Here is a 17,264-nt window from a genome sequence, read left to right as displayed (position 1 = left end):
ATGATCAGTCTCCGGTGCGCCGCTTGGCCATGCGGCCCAGCGCCCAGAACACCGTGAACGCGACGATCAGACCCGCGAGAATGCCCGCGAGCGCCATCAGCGACGGATAGCGCGAGATATGCACCCACAGCCGCGCATACCAGGGCAGGTCGCCGACGAAATAGCGCTCGCCCACGCGCAGGCTTTCCACCTCGCCGTGCCGCACGACGCTCAGATCGCCATGCATCCGCGCGACCTTGCTGCTGTCCTGCATGGCGTCGAGCACGTCGTCGAGTTGCGCCGCGGACGTGCTCGCGAGCGCCACGACGCTGCGCCCCGAAGCGAGCGGCGACTCGAAGCCGATCAACGCGGCCAGCGGCCCGCCGAGCGTGACGATCGAGCGGCCCTTGGGCGTGGTGTCGTCGTCGTCCGCGGTGCCGCCTAGCCAGTTCGGCCAGCCGATTTTCTGGTCGCGCGTCGCCACTTCGGTCTTGCCGCGCTCGATGAGCAGCGGCAGGTCCTTGCCCCACTTCGCGAGCAGGTTCGCCGCAGAGCCCGAGCCGATCACGAGCAGGTCGTCGCCGCTCACGCTGTCGATCTGGCTGGCGGGCACGAGCTTCACGCGCAGCGCGGGCAGGCCGGTCCACTGGCCCATGTGCCCGAGCATCGTGAGCACGGCTTCCTGATCCTTCGTGTCGGGCGCGTCGGGTATCACGACGGCGGTTGCCGAGAGGTCGGCCATGCGCGTAAACGGATAGCCGCTGTTGGCGAAGTAGGCGAGGTTGGGCAGCGCCGTGTAGTGCGCGAAGCCGCTGAAGTCGATCACCGAGTCGGGGTCGATGGCGGCGCGCGCGATGTCGGCGGCCGTGGAAGCGCACAGGCCGGTCTTCTGCGAATCGATATGAAACTGGAACTGGAACTGGTTGTTCGAGCCCACGCGGAACGCCGGAATCTCGATGCTGCTCGTTGCGCGCACATCGGTGCCCGAGAGCACGGGCACGGCGATGCGCGTTTCGTCGGCGGCGCGCGTGACCGGCTTCAGGCGCTGCGAGCGCACGAGCTGGTCGTTGATGCTGACGTTGAGGATCGAGTCGTTCCAGCTCGACGGCGCGGTGTAGCGATAGCGGATGTCGATCGGCACATTGCTGTGCGCCCACGCATAGAGGTCGGCGGGCACGCGCATGTTCACGCGGATCGCGGGCGGGTTGTAGCCCGAGACCTGCAACTGCTGCGGGTCGCTCACGAGCTCGCGCAGCAGCACGGGGCGGTCCGTGGGCACCCAGTTGGGCGCATCGTAGGGCTTGCGCTCGGGACCGAGATCCACGGATTGCACCGCCACGCTGCTGCCCGCCATGCCGGCCTGGCCGAGTACGAGCGCGTCGGCGGCCTTCTTCAGCTCCTCGGGCGTGCGGCCCGCGAGCACGAGCAGCTTGCGGCCCGAGCCCGGCGCGGCGGCGGGGTTGGTCATCATCGTGATCGTCGGGCCCTTGATCTCGGGCAGCGCGATGCCTTCGGGCACCTGGCCCGGCAGCGCGAACGCGATCGCGCTGGCGTCGGCGGGTGCCGCGTGCGCGACCGGGAAGCGCGCGCCGCGAAAGCTCGCGAGCGCGCCGAGCCACGACGACACCACGCCGGCCGCGCGCAGCGTGGGCAGCCCCGCGTTGGCGGCGAGCACGAACGGCACGCGCACGAGGGTGTAGTCGTGCTTGTCGAAGAACGGCGCCGGCAAAAGCGCGAGACTATTGGGCAGATCGACGGCGGCCGTGTCGAGCGTGAGCGTGCTTTCGGGCGCGATGTCGGTCCACAGCGTCGAGTGATACGGGTCCTCGCAATGATCGAGCGTGTAGTGCGCGATCATCTGCACGCTGATGCGGTTGAAGTCGGTAAAGAGACGCGGATCGAGGGCGATCTCGCTCGTTACGAGCTTGCCTGCCGTTTCCTTCACGAGCGGAATGGTGGCCACCACTTCGCCGTTCACGAACACCTTCAGGTGCGAAAGCGGATAGATGAGCGAGGGCGAATACGTGTAGACGAGCCGCAGCTTCGCAGCGGTGACGACCTCGTCGGTGCGCACATCGGCATTGAGGTAGCCCGTGGGGTCGAGCCCGCGCAATTCCATCGCGCCGTAGGCGCCCATCTGGCGCAGCGTGAAGACATGGGTGCGCGGCTGGCCCGTCGGGGCGGGCAGCGCATTGGCGCCCGGGAGCATGGCGATGGTGCCCGGCGCCGTCTGGATCACGGCTGGGCCGATGCCGCCCGCGGTGGTAGTGAGCGCGCCGGGCACGCCGCCAAACGAAGCGTCGGCTGTTGCACCCGAGGCCGAAGAAGCCGCCGAGGCCGGCGCTGCGCCGGATGCGGTCGTGGCGGGCGACACCTTGACGGCTGCTTTGTCCGTGGGCTTGTCGGCTGCAAGCAGGCTGGACGCCACCAGCAGCCCTGCCGTCAACGCGCCGAGGCGGACAGGTACGGAAACTCGCATCGCAAACGGCCCCTTGTCTTGTTCGCGACGGCGACCCCGTTACGCATAGTCAGCCGTCTGGTGATTTTGGCGGTCTCGCATTGCCCGCCGTCATCCGGGTCTTGCGGTGACGCATCTTGAAATTCGTCGGAGTTTATCTGACTCTCATGAAGTGCGACTGATGATTGCTCACCGTTTGCTGACGTCCAATCGTTAGGGATTGTCATATCGCCGAGGCGAAGCGAAGAGACAGTCACTTGCAGCGATCCAGAAAACCTCTTTCAGACAAAACATGACGACTCGACTAGGCAGCGACTACGACGCGCTGGTGGCGACCGCCGGTTCCGTGGGCGAGGGCAGCGCTGCTGCGGGCATGCCGGGCGTGACGGTGGTCAGCGCTTTCGTGCGTGGCATCGCGTGCGATACGAAATCGACGGTCATGTACGACGCCAACGGCCATTACTGGGTCGCGCTGTGGTCGCCGCAGCCGCAGTCGAGCAAAGGTGGGACGAGCATCACCGAGCTCCGGTACTACACCAACGTGGCCGCCGACAAGAAAAAACTGCCCGGGCCGATCGCCGCGCAACGTAACCAGGTCTGCCCTTCGGAGCAGGAAGTCGTGCGCATGATGTCGTGAAGCTGTCATCAATCGACGGGCTGCGTGATTGAACGCGCCGGCGTGGTAACGTTAGGCCCGCGCCGCAACTGCGCGCGCATTCATGAATGACGAAAAAAGCGAAGAGAAAGGAGCAGAACGTGGTCTACGAAATGGCGCACATCTCCGTGCAGGCCGGCAAGAACGCCGAATTCGAAGCAGCCGTGGCGCAGGCCTTGCCGCTATTCCACCGCGCGCGCGGCTGCACCGCCGTGGAACTGCAGCGCAGCGTGGAGGAGCCGAACCAGTACGTGCTCGTCGTGCAATGGGACACGCTGGAAGACCATATGGTCCACTTCCGTGAATCCGCCGATTTCCAGGCGTGGCGCGGCCTCGTGGGACCGTACTTCGAGAAGCCGCCGGTCGTGGGGCATACGCAGGTGGTGGTGAAGTAAATCGTGCGCTTGCGGATGGAATCTCCCTCGCGGGCCGAGATCGAGCGCGTGGGCGATGAAATCCGCATCCGCCCTGTGCGCCGGTCGTTGGGTGGCATGCTCAAGAAATTCGCGAAATTCGGACCGGATTTCATGACGGAGGGGCGGGGCGAGCAAGAGCAAGCTGATCCGCACATCCAGTCGCGCCCGAAGTTTCGCTCGCAACGAATAACGAACGCGATCAAGCGCCAGGCGCTCATCATGAGCGCCGCATCCACTCAAGCTCTCACCCCAAACCCCTCCACGTAGCCCCCAGCATCCGCGCCATCCCAAACCCTTCCGTCGACGAAAACCGGCTTGCTCGACGCGTCAATCACCGAAACGTCCATCGCCCGCGCCGCCTCGCGATACAACGCGGTTTGATTCACCGCTCGCGCAATCTCCCGATAGTCGTCGCGCCGCGCCATCATTCCCCAGCGCTCGAACTGCGTCATGAACCAGATTCCTTCGGACTCCAACGGATTGTTCACCGCGCCGTCCTCGAAGAATTTCATGCGCACCGGGTCGAAAGTACCGATACCTTCGAGCTGCCCCGCAATCAACGCCGGATCCACGCCGAGCATGTCCGGCCGCGCCAGCCATTGAGCGATTTCCTGCCGATGTCCCGCGCCGTCGAGCCATCGGCATGCTTCCAGCATCGTCTGCACGAGCGCGCGCGCCGTATTCGGATAGCGCACGACGAAATCGCGCCGGCACGCCAGCACTTTTTCGGGATGATCGGGCCAGATTTCGCCGCTGCGGATGACCGTGCGCCCCACGCCGTGCTGCTGCGCGAGCGCGGGCCACGGCTCGCCAGCGCAAAAGCCGTCGAGCCGCTCTTCGGTGAGCGCGGCGACCATCTGGGGCGGTGGAATCACCACGCTGTCGATATCGCGCAGCGGATGCACGCCCTGCGCGGCGAGCCAGTAATTGAGCCACATCGCGTGCGTGCCGGTCGGGAAGGTCTGTGCGAACACGGGCTTGCGCTCGAGCGTCGCGAGCGCGCGGCGCAGTGTGCCGTGTTCGGCGAGAGCGTCGGCGAGACGGTTCGACAGCGTGATCGCCTGGCCGTTGCGGTTGAGCACCATCAGCACGGCCATATCCTGGCGGGGCCCGCCAATGCCAAGCTGCACCCCGTACGCGAGACCGTAGAGCGTATGCGCGGCGTCGAGTTCGCCGGTCAGCAGTTTGTCGCGCAGCGCGGCCCAGGACGGCTGGCGCGAAAGCGCCAGCGTGAGGCCGTGCGCGTGGCCGAACTCGAGCAATTTCGCGGCGACAAGCGGCGCGGCGTCGGCGAGCGGCACGTAGCCTATCTTCAGGTGCGTCTTTTCCGGCGCGGCGTGCGGGGTGGTGGTGTTCATGATGTGCGCTTCGTTCATCCTCATTCGTGGGCCGGCGCGTTCATTTGCGCCGCTCCTGCGGCCCGCTTGCCGCGACGATCTGGCGGGCAACCTCGGCCAGCTTCAGGCTCTGGTCCATGGCGCGCTTTCGCAACGTTGCGTAGGCGGCGGGCTCGGACAGCTTCTGCTGCTCCATCACGATGCGCTTCGCGCGGTCGATCAGCTTGCGCTCGGCCAGTTCGTTCTCGGCATGGGTGAGCCGCTCGCGCAGTTGCGCCTCTTGCGCAAAGCGCGCCAGCGCGACTTCGAGAATCGGTGCGATGCGTTCGCCCGCGAGCCCTTCGACGAGATACGCCGTCACGCCCGCATGCACGGCCGAGCGAATCAGCTGCTGGTTGGCATCGTTGCTGAACATCAGCACGGGTCGCGGCGCCGTGGCGTTCATCACGGCGAGCTGTTCGAGCGTGTCGCGCGAAGGCGATTCGGTGTCGATGATGATCACGTCGGGCCGCTCGCGCTCGACGGCGCGATGCAGCGCCTGCGGCGTCGCGGGCTCGGCGAGCATTTCGTAGCCGAGCCGCGCGAGCGCCTGGCGCAGATCGCCGATGGGCTTGTCGGTGTCGGTTACGAGCAGGACGCGCAGCATGGTGTTTCAGTGGTCGGCAGCATGAGGTGGCTGCTTGGGCGCAGTGCGGCGAAGCAGGACATGCAGCATTCCAGCAAGGTATGTGCCAGTTGTTGCGGCGCACGCGAATGGGGCGGGTCGCGTGCGAAACCGGACGGGAAGATGGTGTGATGCACCGCAGCAGTGCGTGGCTGGGATTGCGGCAGCACTCAACTGGCGCAGTGGGAAGACGCGGAAGCCATGGTCTTCGTCTCAAGATTTGAAACTAACAGTCAACCCTGCCATGCAACTCCAAACAGTCAGCGTGGTGGAATCGATGGCATTCCACATGGAGAGTGGTCCAATGCCGACCGTATTGAAGGTTCACACGTACGCGCGTCGCAGTATCTGTGACAAAGAAGTTTCACTGCCTGCGGGCACCCAGGTTATCAATGACATCTTGGCCGATGGCGACCAGGCCGAGCTGCTGATCGTGCTGCGCCAGATGGCGCAGGCATTTGGCGGAGTTCAGGCCGTGGCCGAGCAGGCGCATCTGAATCCGCCCCAGCTCTATCGCACGCTGTCGCCGAAAGGCAACCATCGTTGGTACCGTATTGAGTCGGGTTTTGGATGCTCGGTCCTGGGTCGGGCATGGGTGACAACCGGCTCCGCGAGCGTCGACTTTCAAGAGATATGAGGGGTTGATTCGAGTCGAACAGAGCCCTGCCCCGGAAGTCTGCGAATGGCTAAAAAACGCGCCGGCATAACCGGCGCGCATCGAAATCCACGAGTTCCGTGTCTCAGCTCGCTTTCCGAACCGGCGGAAAACGCCGCTTGCTGTTGCCGATGGGGATGCGCCGGAAGCGCTCCCTCTTGGTCTCTTCCTCGAAGTGCGAAAGCGAGACCTTCACGAGGTCGGCGCTCGACACAATGCCGATGAGTTGCATCGACCGGCGATCGGACACTACCGGCAGCCGCTCGAGCCCATGCACGGCAAGACGCGCGGCGATCCGGCGACAAGTCTCCTCAGGCACCGCCACATCGGGCGCGCGCAGCGCAAGCAGCGCGCCGAGCGGCTGATCGAGCGCCTCGTTGGCGCCGCTCGCGCGCACCGTCTCCAGAATCGCGCGGTCCACCATGCCAAGCACGGCGCCGTCACGCACCACAGGCCAGGCGCGGCGCTTCTGGTCGGGGCCGAAGTATTGCGATAGCGCATCGCGCACGCTCACGCCGGCGTCGATGGTTTCGACGTTGCGCGTCATCACTTCGTCCACGTGATGGCGCTCGAGCGGATCGACGCCGTACTCGCGATAGATGTGATAGCCGCGCCGCGCGATCTTCTCGGTCATGATCGAGCGCTTCATGACGACCGTGGCGAAGCCGTGCGCGACCAGCGTGGCCGTGAGCAGCGGCAGCAGCGCGTTGGTGTCGTGGGTGAGGCCGAAGGCGAACACGATGGCCGTGAGCGGCGCGCCGAGCGTGGCGCCAAGCGTGGCCGCCATGCACACGAGCGGCCAGAGTGCGGGGTCGCTGCCGGGCAGCACGTGGCTCAGCACGCAGCCAAGGCCCGCGCCCAGCATGAGCAGCGGGGCGAGCACGCCGCCCGAGGTGCCCGAGCCGAGCGCCACGACCCAGATCACTGCCTTCACCACGAGGATGGCGATGGCCACCTGCAAGATGATGTGCTGATGGAGCAGGTCGCCGATCACGTCGTAGCCCACGCCCAGCGCGCGCGGCTCGATGAAGCCGCCGATGCCCACCACGAGGCCGCCGATCGCGGGCCACCAGGACCAATGCAGCGGCAGGTGCGCGAACAGGTCCTCGACCTTGTAGAGCGCCGCCGAAAGCCCGGAAGCGAGCGCACCCGAGAGCAGGCCCGCGATCACGCACGAAAACAGCGCGAGCGCGTGCGGCGTGGGGGTTTGCATCGCGAAAAGCGGCTCGGTGCCGAAGAATGCAGCGCGCGCAAAGCCCGCCACGGCGCAGGCGAGCGCGACCGGCAGGAAGCTGCGCGGGCGCCATTCGAACAGCAGCAGCTCGACCGCCAGCAGCACGGCGGCCACCGGCGTGCCGAACACGGCCGTCATGCCCGCGGCGGCGCCGGCGACGAGCAGCGTCTTGCGCTCGGCGGAGGTGAGCCGCACGCACTGCGCGAGCAGCGAGCCGATCGCGCCGCCCGTCATGATGATCGGGCCTTCCGCACCGAACGGCCCGCCGCTGCCGATCACGATGCCCGAGGAGAGCGGCTTGAGGATGGCCACCTTCGGCGACATCTTGCTCTTGCCGAACAAAATCGCCTCGATGGCTTCCGGAATGCCGTGGCCGCGGATCTTGTCGGAGCCGAAGCGCGCCATCATCCCGACGATCAGCCCCCCGGCCGCCGGCACGAGAATGACCCACGCGCCGAGCGTGTTCAGCGCGGGCGAGTGATCCTCGAACGAGAAGCGGCCATAGAAGAACAGGTTCGTGAACCAGTGGATGAGGCTCAGAAGCACGAACGCGGCGAGCGTGGCCAGCGCGCCAATGACGGCGGCCAGCGCGCTGATGCCGGGCAGGCGCGCGTTGGCCGAGAAGTCGCGCTTGTAGGAGTCGTCGAGATGCATGGTCGTCAGAGATCGATTTGCGGAATGGTGAAGGTGCCGTCGAGCGATTGCAGTTCCGCACGATGGAGTTCGGCGAGGCGCGCGAGCAGCTTTTCGCCGCCGTCGAGCAGATGCACTTCCACCTGGCGGCGATCGCGCTCGCTCACGCGCCGCTCGACCAGGTTGAGCGCCTCGCAGCGCGAGACGAGCGCCACCACGCCGTGATGCTGCGCCTGAAGACGCTCGGCAATCTCGCCGATGGTCGCCCACTCGCGGCCCGGATAGCCCTTCACGTGCAGCAGCAGCAAATATTGCAGCGGCGTGATGCCCTCGCCCTGGGCGGCCTGTTCCGAGAAGCGCTCGAAGCGGCGCATCTGGTAGCGGAACTCGGACAATTGCTCGAAATCGGTCTTCGTCAGGCCGCGCGTATGGTTCTTCATTGGGAATTCAAATGGGTGCGATTCGAAATGCGAATATATCACAACATGATATGTTTGGCCGAGACCTTCCCGACGCGGTTGCGCCACGCGCGACCCGCGATATGTTCAGGAATGCATGAGGTTCAGGCGCTCTGGCCTTGCAGCGGCTGAGCCTGCCGGTACAGGCCCGAAATCAGGTCCGCCTGCGTGACGATGCCTACGAGGCGGCGCTCGCCGTCCACCACGGGCACGTGGTGGTGGCCGCGCCCCGCGAAAATGCCGAGCAGCTGCACGATGGGGGTTTCGCTCGCAATAGTGCGAACGTGCGTGCTCATGATCGTGCTCACGCGCACGCCGTCGGCGGGATGCGCGGCGATGCCGCTTCGGAGCGAATGCAGCAGCGCGCGCAGCGGGTGGCGGCCGAGGCCTTCTTCGGCGAGGTCGGCGCGCGTGACGATGCCCTTTACGTGGCGCTTTTCATCCACCACCGGCAGCGCCTTGATGTCGTGACGCTTGAGCAGCGTGCGCGCTTCGCCTACGGTTGTCGCCGGCGTGATGCTGACGACGTCGCGCGTCATGACATCGGCGCAATTGAGCTCGCCGAAGCTGCGCGCATAGGCGCGAATCTCCGTTTCGCGCAGCAGCGACTCGAGGTCGTCGGTGTCGATGTCGAGCAGCTCGTCGCGGTCGCGCAGCACGGCTTCGAGGTCGGCGCGCGAGAAGCCACCCGGCGCGGTCGCGGGCTGGGCGGTCCTGGCCGGGCGCACCGCGTGGGGATAGCGGTGGCCGGTGGCCGTGTGATAGACGAGCGCGGAAATGAGCAGCGTGAATGATTGCAGCGCCACCGGCTCGAACACGAACTCATAGCCGAGCGCATGCACGGCAGGGCCGCCGAGCACGGCGGTGAGCGCCACGGCGCCCGAAGGCGGGTGCACGCAGCGCAGCGTGAACATCGCGCAGACCGCCGCGGCGATGGCGACGGCGGCGGCCTCCACGGGATCGTGGATGAACATCGCGCAGGTCACGCCCACAGTAGCCGAAACCAGATTGCCCCCGATGATCGACCACGGCTGCGCGAGCGGACTCGCGGGCACGCCGAACAGCAGCACCGCCGAGGCGCCCATCGGAGCGATCAGATACGGAATGGTCGAGGCGTTGCCGAGCAGGTAGTGCGAAACGGCGCCCGTGACGGCTATGCCCACCAGCGCGCCGCCGCTCGAACGCAGGCGCTCGCGCCAGCGCAGGGTAACGGGGGCCGGGGCGAAGCGCGTGAGCCAGCGAAGAATTCTGAAGCGTGACACGGTCGAGATAGCGGTAAAGGGGACGAAGCGAAAGGGATAAAGCGGCGTCCCGGCCGGGCCGCCCGCGATTTTTTGAGATCGCGATTGTATCGCAACGTGATATATCCCGCGACGTATTGACGCTGATAGTTGTCATTTGGGGTTTGATCGCCCGTGGGCTGATGGCGGCGCGCATCTGGGAACTCCGGTGTAACAAAACCACTGCATTTGTAACCCTGCGTCGCGGTGGCGGCGCGCTGCGCCGCGTTCGGTTACGCTGGCGGGCCAACCCTTTGCAGGGGCGGTCAAGCCGGCGGCCCGGCACGGCGGCACCGCATTCCACCGATCGACACGGACAACAAACGCATGAAGAAGCTCTTTTTCCTGAGCGCGGTGCTCGCGTGGTTCATGGCGTCGCTGGTAATTGGCGCGAGCGCGTTCGCGCAGGGCGTCGTCGATCAGTCGGACCCGCAGGCGCTCATCAAGACGGCCACGCAGCAGGTGCTGGACGAAGTGCGAACGAAGGCCATCGCGCCGGACGACATTGCGCGCATTCGCGACATCGTCGACCGGGACATCCTTCCTTATGTCGACTTCCATCGCACCACGCAACTCGCGATGGGCAGGCACTGGCGCACCGCCACGCCCGCGCAGCAGCAACAGGTCGCCAAGCAGTTCCAGCTGCTGCTGATCCATCTTTACGCTGGCGCGCTCGCGCAGCTCAAGCCCGATCAGCAGATCGAATACCCGCCGATGCGCAACGCGCCCGGCGACACCGACGTGGTCGTGCGCACGCTCGCGCAGACAAGCAGCAATCCCGTGGAGATCGACTACCGTTTGTACAAGACCCCCGAGGGCTGGCGACTCTACGACCTGAACGTGCTGGGCGCCTGGCTGATCCAGACCTACCGCGTGCAGTTCAACGAGAAGATCCAGCAATCGGGCGTGGATGGGCTGATCCAGTTCCTCACCTCGCGTAATCAGGAGCTGGAGGCGGCCAGGCACTGATCCCGGCGCGCGCACTTTCGAACCCTTTTATCCAGGGCGCGCCTGGGTTACGCTTCTCGCCCGTTTGCCGTTTTCAGGCTTATTTCTCGCCTGCGCGCCGCCTGACGCACGCTGCACGCACTACCCTGAACTCAGGCGCGCCTGTTGCGCGTCTCACCCGACTCCCCGACCAGCCAACGCTTCGCCATGAATTTCCAGAGCCCGCCCGAGAGGCCTTATTCCGAACCGCTGAATGGACCATCGGGGCCGTCGGGACAGCCGCACGGCCACCGCAACCGCGTCTTCGCGTCGAGCACGCCCACGCTGCACACGCTCGCCGCGCTCGTCACGGGCGTGGTGGTGGTGTGCGGCCTCTACTTCGGGCGCGCGATGCTCGTGCCGATCACGCTTTCGGTGCTGCTGAGCTTTCTGCTCGCACCGCTCGTGACCGCGCTGCGCCGGCTGCACATCCCGCAGTTCATCGCGATCCTGATCGCGGTGCTCGCCACGGTGCTGGCGCTGGCGGGCGTGGGCGCGCTGATCGCCACGCAGGTCGTGCAGCTCGCGGCCTCCTTGCCGCAGTACCAGGAAGCCATCATGGAGAAGGCGGAAACGGTGCAGGAAAAGACCATTGGCCGCGCCGACTCGCTGATGACGCGCGCCGCCGCCGAGCTCCAGCGCATCACGCCCACGCCGCCGCCCGCGCCGCCGCCGCCGCGCGGGCGCGCCGCGCGCAACCAGCCGCAGCCGCCGATGCAGGTCGAGGTCCACACGCCCGCGCCCACGCCGATGCAACTGGTGCGCAAAGCCTTCGCGCCGGCCATCGCGCCGCTCGAGACCGCCTTCATCGTGCTGGTGGTGACGATCTTCATCCTGCTGCAGCGCGAGGACCTGCGCGATCGCTTCATCAGCGTGTTCGGCTCCAACGATCTGCATCGCACCACCACGGCTATCAACGACGCCTCCGAGCGGCTCTCGCGCTACTTCGTCACGCAACTGGGCGTGAACGTGTCGGTGGGCGGCGTGATCGCCATCGGGCTCGCGGGCATCGGCGTGCCGGGCGCGCTGATGTTCGGGGCGCTCTCGGCGCTGCTGCGCTTCGTGCCTTACATCGGCATCTGGATCGCCGCGATCCTTGCGACGCTGCTGGGCGCGGCCATCCAGCCGCAGTGGACCATGGCAGTCTCGACGCTGATCTTCTTCATCGTCGTCGACGTGGTGGCGGGGCAGTTCGCCGAGCCGATGCTCTACGGCCGCCGCGCGGGCCTGTCGCCGCTCGCGGTGGTGGTGGCGGCGATCTTCTGGGCGTGGCTCTGGGGCCCGGTCGGGCTCGTGCTCTCCACGCCGCTCACGTTGTGCATCGTCACGCTGGGCCGCTACGTGGACCGCCTGAACTTCCTGACCATCCTGCTCGGCGACCAGCCCGCGCTCACGCCCGCGCAGACCTGCTACCAGCGCCTGCTCGCCGACGACCCGCACGAGGCGCTGCTGCAGGCCGACCGCCTGCTCACGGAGATGCCGCTCATCGACTATTACGAGCGGGTGGTGTTCGAGGGCCTGCGCTTCGCGCGCAACGACGTGCTGCGCGGCGTGCTGCCCGCCGAGCAGCTTGCGCGCATCAATCAGGCGCTGCTCGACATCGTGGAAGTGCTGGAGTCGGTGAACGATTCGCGCCACGCTTCGGGCAACGAAGACGACGCGCCGCCGGAGATTCCCGCGGACGGCCGCGCGGTGCTGTGCGTGCCGGGGCGCGGCGCCTTCGACGAAGTGGTGGTGGCGATCGTGTGCCAATTGCTCGCGCGCGCGGGGATTCCGTGCCTCGCGACGACATACGACGAAGTGCGCGCCACGCGCACGGGGATGATGGACCTGCAAACCTTGCAGTCGATGCACGCGATGCCATCGACGCAATCCGCGCAAGCGGCGCACTTGATGCAATCGACGCGGGTGGTCTGCGTGGCGTCGCTCGACGCCGCCGAGTCGCCGCCGTACTTGCGCAACCTCGTGCGCCGCGTGCGCGAGCGCGCTCCGGCCTTGCCGATCGTCGTGGGCGTGCGGGCGGTGCGCCGCGAAGAGGGGCCGAGCATCGCCGACGATGCCGCTACGCACCTCACTGCCACGCTGCGCGATCTCGTGGAGGAGTGCGGCGTGGCGCTCGCTGCCCAGCCGAAGGAGCTCGCGCACAAGCAGGCGAATGCGGGGGCGTGACAGTCATGGGGGCGTCACATTGGGATGCCAGGATATGCGGCCCTACCCCCTCTGGTTGCGGCATTGCCCGGAGACACCACGTGCTGAGCCCTCACGAGTTTGCAACGCTGATGCTGATCCGCCACGCGCCGGAGCAGATCGACATGAACCGCCACGAACTCGACATCCTGCTCGAACGCCAGCTCGTCGCGCTCGAACAGCGCGCCGAAGGCCAACGGCTGCCTTCGCTCACGATGGCGGGGCACTCGCTGCTCGATGCGCTCGGCCGTGTCGAGCCGACGCATTTCGAATACGAAGACATGGGCGGCTTCGACGCGCATTGAGGGCGCTTGCACCGCTCCCGCTGGCTATCATTGATAGCAATCTTTGTTCATCGCGCAGCTAGTCGATCGGTCCGGAAATATGCTGGGTTCTTGCGAACTGAGCTAGCGCTTGTTTGCGGTGATTCCCGCAATGGGACTCACTTGGTAAAAACCCTATACCGTCCATAACACTCGCCTGTCGCAAAGTGGCGCATGCGATACTTGTCGCAAATGGTCGCGACACAAGCGCGATCAACGCGACGGTAGCGCGATTCAGAACGTTCTGCTCCTTGCCTCCCCACGGCATCTCATTTAGAAAACATCGCTTGTCTGGAAATTTCGTTGCCTTTTCGAAAGGTAATGGATGACTTTCGCAAGCAGGAGACTCACTTGGAGCGACTAGGTTTTTTTGCCATGGTGGCGCTATTGCGCCTCTTTTCAATGCTTCCTTATGGCGTGGTCGCGCGACTTGGCAGCGCGCTCGGCACGCTTTTATACGCACTGCCAAGCTCCCGGAAGCATATTGTTCATGTCAACCTGCGTTTATGCTTTCCGGGCAAGTCCGACGCCGAGTACGACCAACTTGCGAGAAAGCATTTTCGCCACGTGATCCGAAGCTATGTCGAACGAGGCGTTCAATGGTTCGGCAGCGAGGAGGCGATACGGAAGCTGGTTCAAATCGAAAGCCAAATCGATCTGGAGGATAAGGATGCGCCGCCCACGATCTTTTTGGGCTTTCACTTCGTCAGCATTGAAGTCGGCTGCATTCTCTATTCCACGCGATCGCCGGCCGCTTCACTCTATACGCGCATGTCGAATGAGCGTCTGGGGGAACTGGCCAGGCGGCAACGCGGCAGATTCGGCGCCGAGATGGTCGAGCGTTCGACCAGCGCCAAGAAGATCATCGGACTGCTGCGTTCAGGCATTCCGGTCATGCTGGCCGCGGACATGGACCACGGCATCCACAACTCGGTTTTTGTGCCGTTTTTTGGCGTGCCCGCGTGCACGCTCACTTCGGTTTCGCGTCTTGCCCGGATTGCCCGTGCCCGCGTCGTGCCGTTCGTGACCGAAGTGCTGCCCGATTACCGCGGATACAAGCTTACCGTGTTTGAGCCGTTCGCCGATTTTCCTTCGGAGAGCGATACGCTCGATGCGTGTCGAACCAACGAATTTCTTGAAACGCAGATCCGCAAGTTTCCCGAGCAGTATTACTGGGTGCACCGCCGCTTCAAGAATCGTCCGCCGGGCATGCCGGGTGTTTATTGAGTTCGGCGTTTAGCAAAAGCGCGTCATCACGTAAATCGCTCGTGGTGACGCGCTTTTTTGCATTCCATTACTTGCCGATGCCGATCAGTTCGACTTCGAACGTGAGGTCGCTGTTCGGCGGAATCGGGCCGACGCCGCGATCGCCATAAGCCGTTGCCGCCGGGCAGGTCAGCTTGGCTTTGCCGCCCACCTTCATTTTCTGCAAGCCCTGCGTCCAGCACGGAATCACCCGGCCAAGCGGGAACTCGGCTGGGCCGCCGTGCTTGTCGGAGCTGTCGAATTCGGTGCCGTTGGCGAGCGTGCCGCGATAGCTCACGCGCACGACGTCGCTGGCGGTCGGCTGCGCGCCGGTGCCTTGCTTGATGTGTTCGACTACGACGCCCGAAGGCAGCTTGTCGATGGCGTTGGCGGCGAACGCCGTCGACGCGATGGTGGCGGTGGCCAGTACGGCAATCAGTGATTTCATGCGATGTCCTCGTTGAATGGCTTGCCAATTATATCGGCAGCCACAGTCGAACCCGGAGCATCGCGGGCAATCGTCCAGGCCCCGCCGGAAAGCGGACATTCCCGGCGGGTTCGCGTGAACGATCAGAGGCCGCTAACCGTCTTGACCGTCACCCACTGGCCGTTCTTCACCTGATAGACGGTGGAGGAGCCGGTCTTGAGCGAGCCGTTCGCGTTGAACTCGATCTGGCCGGTGATGCCGTCGAAGTTGATGCTTTGCAGCTTCGCGCGATAGTCGGCAGGCTTCGTCGAGTTGGCTGCCTGCATCGCCTTGATGGCGGCCCACGCCGCGTCATAGCCGAACGGCGCGTACGAGAGCACTTCCACGCCGAACTTCTGCTTGAAGCGCTCGGCGAATTTCGATCCCACCGGCGTGCTGTCGAGCGGACGGCCGTATTCCCAAGCCATCGCGCCTTCGGACACGTCGCCCGCGAGCTTGATGAAGTCGACGTCCTTCACGCCGCCGCCGCCCACGTACTGCGCCTTGATGCCGAGCTGCGCCATCTGCTTCATGATGCCGGCCGCTTGCGGATTGAGCGCCCCCACAAAAATCAGATCGGGGTTCTTGCTCTTGATGGTCGTGAGCTGGGTCTTGAAGTCGGTTGCCTGATTGGTCGTGTACTCGCGGTCGATGATGTCGCCGCCGTGCGCCTTGACCGCTTTCACGAATTCATCGGCTTCGCCCTGGCCGAATGCCGTGCGGTCGTCGATCACGGCAATGCGCTTGGCTTTCGTCGTCGTGACCGCATAGGCGCCCGCGGTGCCGGCGTTTTGCGCGTCGCTCGAGATCACCATGAAGACGTTCTTGTAGCCACGGCCGCTGATCACCGGGTTGGTGGCGGCCGGATCGATAACGGGCAGGTTCGCCTTTTCGTAGAGATCGGACGCAGGGATGGTCGTGCCCGAGTTGAAGTGGCCGACGACCACGGAAACGCCTTCGTCCACGAGCTTTTGCGCGACTTGCACGCCGACGCGCGGGTCGGCCTGGTCGTCCTCGGCTACCAACTGGAACGAGACGGGCTGGCCATTGATCTTCACGCCTTGTGCCTTGGCGTCGTCGAGCGCCATCTTGACGCCGTTCTCCAGGTCCTTGCCGTAACTGGCGTTAGGTCCGGTGAGCGGCGCCGCAAAGCCGATCTTGACGACGGTATCCGCATGAGAGGCGAGCGGTGCAACAGCGAGAAGTGCTCCAACTGCAACGGCGACAGGGGTGAAAGTCTTCGCAAAACGCATGTTGTTTCCTTTGTAGTATCGATCGAACCGCTGCGAATGGGGAACGCGTGGCGAAATGCCGAAAGCGACTATAGGAAGCCAATATCGCCCCGTCTTGAACTTTCGCGACGCATCCTATGCGCATTTCGGCATAGCCGGGCAAATCCGGGCAATTAGGGCAAATACGCCCGCTCGCGCGCATTTCTAGCAGCCGGACCGATTTCGTGCGATCTGTCGAGTGCATTACTGTGCATTTCATTTATATTACATTCCACCGTGCCAACCGGTGCAAAATGCTTGTCTCGCACAGAACCCGCATCCTCGATGGGCGTTTGAAATGAAATATCAATCACTTGAAGACTTTTTGGGCGCCACCGCCGAGCGCAATCCGGGTCAACCGGAGTTCCTGCAAGCGGTCACGGAGGTGATGGAAAGTCTGTGGCCACATATCTCGGAGCATCGCAAATATGCCGAGCACGGCTTGCTCGACCGTCTGGTCGAGCCGGAGCGCACGGTGATGTTCCGCGTGTCGTGGGTCGACGATCATGGCGACGTCCAGGTCAATCGCGGCTATCGCATTCAGCACAGCTCGGCCATTGGTCCTTATAAGGGCGGTCTGCGCTTTCATCACTCGGTCAATCTTTCGATTCTCAAGTTCCTCGCGTTCGAGCAGACCTTCAAGAATGCGCTGACGACCCTGCCCATGGGTGGCGGCAAGGGCGGCTCCGATTTCGATCCGAAGGGCAAGAGCCCCGGAGAAGTCATGCGCTTCTGCCAGGCGTTCGTGAGCGAACTGTTCCGCCATGTCGGCAGCGACACCGACGTGCCGGCTGGCGACATCGGCGTGGGCGGCCGCGAGGTCGGCTTCATGGCGGGCATGATGAAGAAACTGTCCAACCGCGCCGATTGCGTGTTCACGGGCAAGGGACTCTCATTCGGCGGCTCGCTGATTCGCCCCGAAGCGACCGGTTCGGCACCGTGTATTTCGCCGCGGAAATGCTCAAGCGGATTGGCCGCAGCTTTGACGGCCTGCGCGTGAGCGTTTCGGGCTCGGC

15 protein-coding genes and 2 pseudogenes are annotated in these 17,264 nt (G+C 64.9%); 9 read left to right on the top strand and 8 right to left on the bottom strand.

The genetic code is table 11. The features are described 5' to 3' along the window. Positions 1–4: 4 nt before the first annotated feature. Entirely contained in the window at positions 5–2,458 is a 2,454-nt protein-coding gene (gene bcsB, locus P5W98_RS30925) for a cellulose biosynthesis cyclic di-GMP-binding regulatory protein BcsB (RefSeq protein ID WP_421028251.1), read from the bottom strand. Between the two features lie 271 nt (positions 2,459–2,729). Here bcsB and P5W98_RS30920 point away from each other — a divergent pair, with 271 nt between their 5' ends. The 3 genes and pseudogenes from P5W98_RS30920 to P5W98_RS30910 all read left to right on the top strand — a co-directional run. After that, a complete protein-coding gene (locus P5W98_RS30920; protein ID WP_421028250.1) occupies positions 2,730–3,074 on the top strand; it encodes a hypothetical protein in 345 nt (114 codons plus the stop codon). Between the two features lie 131 nt (positions 3,075–3,205). Next, positions 3,206–3,487 carry an antibiotic biosynthesis monooxygenase family protein gene (locus P5W98_RS30915; protein ID WP_421028763.1) on the top strand — a complete coding sequence of 94 codons (282 nt, stop codon included), beginning with the start codon at positions 3,206–3,208 and terminating at the stop codon, positions 3,485–3,487. A 36-nt stretch (positions 3,488–3,523) separates the two neighbouring features. Further along, positions 3,524–3,655: pseudogene (locus tag P5W98_RS30910) on the top strand (AbrB family transcriptional regulator); the annotation flags it as partial. Positions 3,656–3,744: 89 nt separating this feature from the next. Here the strand turns inward: P5W98_RS30910 and P5W98_RS30905 are convergent. Then, positions 3,745–4,884 carry a CmpA/NrtA family ABC transporter substrate-binding protein gene (locus P5W98_RS30905; protein WP_421028249.1) on the bottom strand — a complete coding sequence of 380 codons (1,140 nt, stop codon included), beginning with the start codon at positions 4,882–4,884 and terminating at the stop codon, positions 3,745–3,747. A 22-nt stretch (positions 4,885–4,906) separates the two neighbouring features. Continuing rightward, positions 4,907–5,491, bottom strand: a complete 585-nt coding sequence (locus tag P5W98_RS30900; protein WP_421028248.1) for an ANTAR domain-containing response regulator — start codon at positions 5,489–5,491, stop codon at positions 4,907–4,909. A 322-nt stretch (positions 5,492–5,813) separates the two neighbouring features. On the opposite strand from P5W98_RS30900, the gene P5W98_RS30895 reads away from it, so the two are divergent. Next, positions 5,814–6,146, top strand: coding sequence for a DNA-binding protein (locus P5W98_RS30895; protein ID WP_421028247.1), 333 nt, complete (start codon positions 5,814–5,816; stop codon positions 6,144–6,146). Between the two features lie 103 nt (positions 6,147–6,249). Here P5W98_RS30895 and P5W98_RS30890 read toward each other — a convergent pair whose 3' ends face one another. The 3 genes from P5W98_RS30890 to P5W98_RS30880 form a co-directional block, all read right to left on the bottom strand. Continuing rightward, on the bottom strand, positions 6,250–8,052 hold the full coding sequence (locus P5W98_RS30890) for a chloride channel protein (RefSeq protein ID WP_421028246.1): 1,803 nt from the start codon (positions 8,050–8,052) through the stop codon (positions 6,250–6,252). Positions 8,053–8,057: 5 nt separating this feature from the next. Continuing rightward, the gene (locus P5W98_RS30885) at positions 8,058–8,471 is read right to left on the bottom strand and encodes a MarR family winged helix-turn-helix transcriptional regulator (RefSeq protein ID WP_421028245.1); all 414 of its coding nucleotides are present in this window, start codon (positions 8,469–8,471) and stop codon (positions 8,058–8,060) included. A gap of 122 nt (positions 8,472–8,593) precedes the next feature. Continuing rightward, the gene (locus P5W98_RS30880; RefSeq protein ID WP_421028244.1) at positions 8,594–9,751 is read right to left on the bottom strand and encodes an HPP family protein; all 1,158 of its coding nucleotides are present in this window, start codon (positions 9,749–9,751) and stop codon (positions 8,594–8,596) included. A 345-nt stretch (positions 9,752–10,096) separates the two neighbouring features. Here P5W98_RS30880 and P5W98_RS30875 point away from each other — a divergent pair, with 345 nt between their 5' ends. From P5W98_RS30875 to P5W98_RS30860, 4 genes are all read left to right on the top strand, one after another. Further along, a complete protein-coding gene (locus P5W98_RS30875; protein ID WP_421028243.1) occupies positions 10,097–10,738 on the top strand; it encodes an MlaC/ttg2D family ABC transporter substrate-binding protein in 642 nt (213 codons plus the stop codon). Between the two features lie 186 nt (positions 10,739–10,924). Beyond that, positions 10,925–12,925: an AI-2E family transporter gene (locus tag P5W98_RS30870; protein WP_421042776.1), complete on the top strand. Its 2,001-nt coding sequence runs from the start codon at positions 10,925–10,927 to the stop codon at positions 12,923–12,925. 80 nt (positions 12,926–13,005) lie between these two features. Next, positions 13,006–13,248: a hypothetical protein gene (locus P5W98_RS30865; protein WP_421028242.1), complete on the top strand. Its 243-nt coding sequence runs from the start codon at positions 13,006–13,008 to the stop codon at positions 13,246–13,248. Positions 13,249–13,587: 339 nt separating this feature from the next. Continuing rightward, on the top strand, positions 13,588–14,493 hold the full coding sequence (locus P5W98_RS30860) for a lipid A biosynthesis lauroyl acyltransferase (protein WP_421028241.1): 906 nt from the start codon (positions 13,588–13,590) through the stop codon (positions 14,491–14,493). Between the two features lie 67 nt (positions 14,494–14,560). Here the strand turns inward: P5W98_RS30860 and P5W98_RS30855 are convergent, their stop codons facing one another. Together P5W98_RS30855 and P5W98_RS30850 are read right to left on the bottom strand one after the other, a co-directional pair. Continuing rightward, entirely contained in the window at positions 14,561–14,959 is a 399-nt protein-coding gene (locus P5W98_RS30855; RefSeq protein ID WP_421028240.1) for an FKBP-type peptidyl-prolyl cis-trans isomerase, read from the bottom strand. A 122-nt stretch (positions 14,960–15,081) separates the two neighbouring features. Next, positions 15,082–16,230 (bottom strand): branched-chain amino acid ABC transporter substrate-binding protein, encoded by a 1,149-nt coding sequence (locus tag P5W98_RS30850; RefSeq protein WP_421028239.1) that lies wholly within the window; start codon positions 16,228–16,230, stop codon positions 15,082–15,084. A 316-nt stretch (positions 16,231–16,546) separates the two neighbouring features. Between P5W98_RS30850 and P5W98_RS30845 the strand changes: the two are divergent. After that, a pseudogene (locus P5W98_RS30845) lies at positions 16,547–17,262 on the top strand (Glu/Leu/Phe/Val dehydrogenase dimerization domain-containing protein); the annotation flags it as partial. Positions 17,263–17,264: the final 2 nt, after the last annotated feature.

The sequence above is a fragment of the Paraburkholderia sp. A1BS-2L genome (genome assembly GCF_051125205.1).
Classification (GTDB): domain Bacteria; phylum Pseudomonadota; class Gammaproteobacteria; order Burkholderiales; family Burkholderiaceae; genus Paraburkholderia.
This window is presented reverse-complemented; position numbering and strand designations above follow the sequence as displayed.

Excerpts from the sequence above, each read along its gene's own strand:
- P5W98_RS30920 (WP_421028250.1), top strand. The coding sequence starts at position 2,730 with ATGACGACTCGACTAGGCAGCGACTACGACGCGCTGGTGGCGACCGCC.
- P5W98_RS30875 (WP_421028243.1), top strand. The coding sequence starts at position 10,097 with ATGAAGAAGCTCTTTTTCCTGAGCGCGGTGCTCGCGTGGTTCATGGCG.
- P5W98_RS30850 (WP_421028239.1), bottom strand. The coding sequence starts at position 16,230 with ATGCGTTTTGCGAAGACTTTCACCCCTGTCGCCGTTGCAGTTGGAGCA.
- P5W98_RS30885 (WP_421028245.1), bottom strand. The coding sequence starts at position 8,471 with ATGAAGAACCATACGCGCGGCCTGACGAAGACCGATTTCGAGCAATTG.
- bcsB (WP_421028251.1), bottom strand. The coding sequence starts at position 2,458 with ATGCGAGTTTCCGTACCTGTCCGCCTCGGCGCGTTGACGGCAGGGCTG.
- P5W98_RS30870 (WP_421042776.1), top strand. The coding sequence starts at position 10,925 with ATGAATTTCCAGAGCCCGCCCGAGAGGCCTTATTCCGAACCGCTGAAT.
- P5W98_RS30855 (WP_421028240.1), bottom strand. The coding sequence starts at position 14,959 with ATGAAATCACTGATTGCCGTACTGGCCACCGCCACCATCGCGTCGACG.
- P5W98_RS30895 (WP_421028247.1), top strand. The coding sequence starts at position 5,814 with ATGCCGACCGTATTGAAGGTTCACACGTACGCGCGTCGCAGTATCTGT.
- P5W98_RS30915 (WP_421028763.1), top strand. The coding sequence starts at position 3,206 with ATGGCGCACATCTCCGTGCAGGCCGGCAAGAACGCCGAATTCGAAGCA.
- P5W98_RS30905 (WP_421028249.1), bottom strand. The coding sequence starts at position 4,884 with ATGAACGAAGCGCACATCATGAACACCACCACCCCGCACGCCGCGCCG.
- P5W98_RS30890 (WP_421028246.1), bottom strand. The coding sequence starts at position 8,052 with ATGCATCTCGACGACTCCTACAAGCGCGACTTCTCGGCCAACGCGCGC.
- P5W98_RS30900 (WP_421028248.1), bottom strand. The coding sequence starts at position 5,491 with ATGCTGCGCGTCCTGCTCGTAACCGACACCGACAAGCCCATCGGCGAT.
- P5W98_RS30860 (WP_421028241.1), top strand. The coding sequence starts at position 13,588 with ATGGATGACTTTCGCAAGCAGGAGACTCACTTGGAGCGACTAGGTTTT.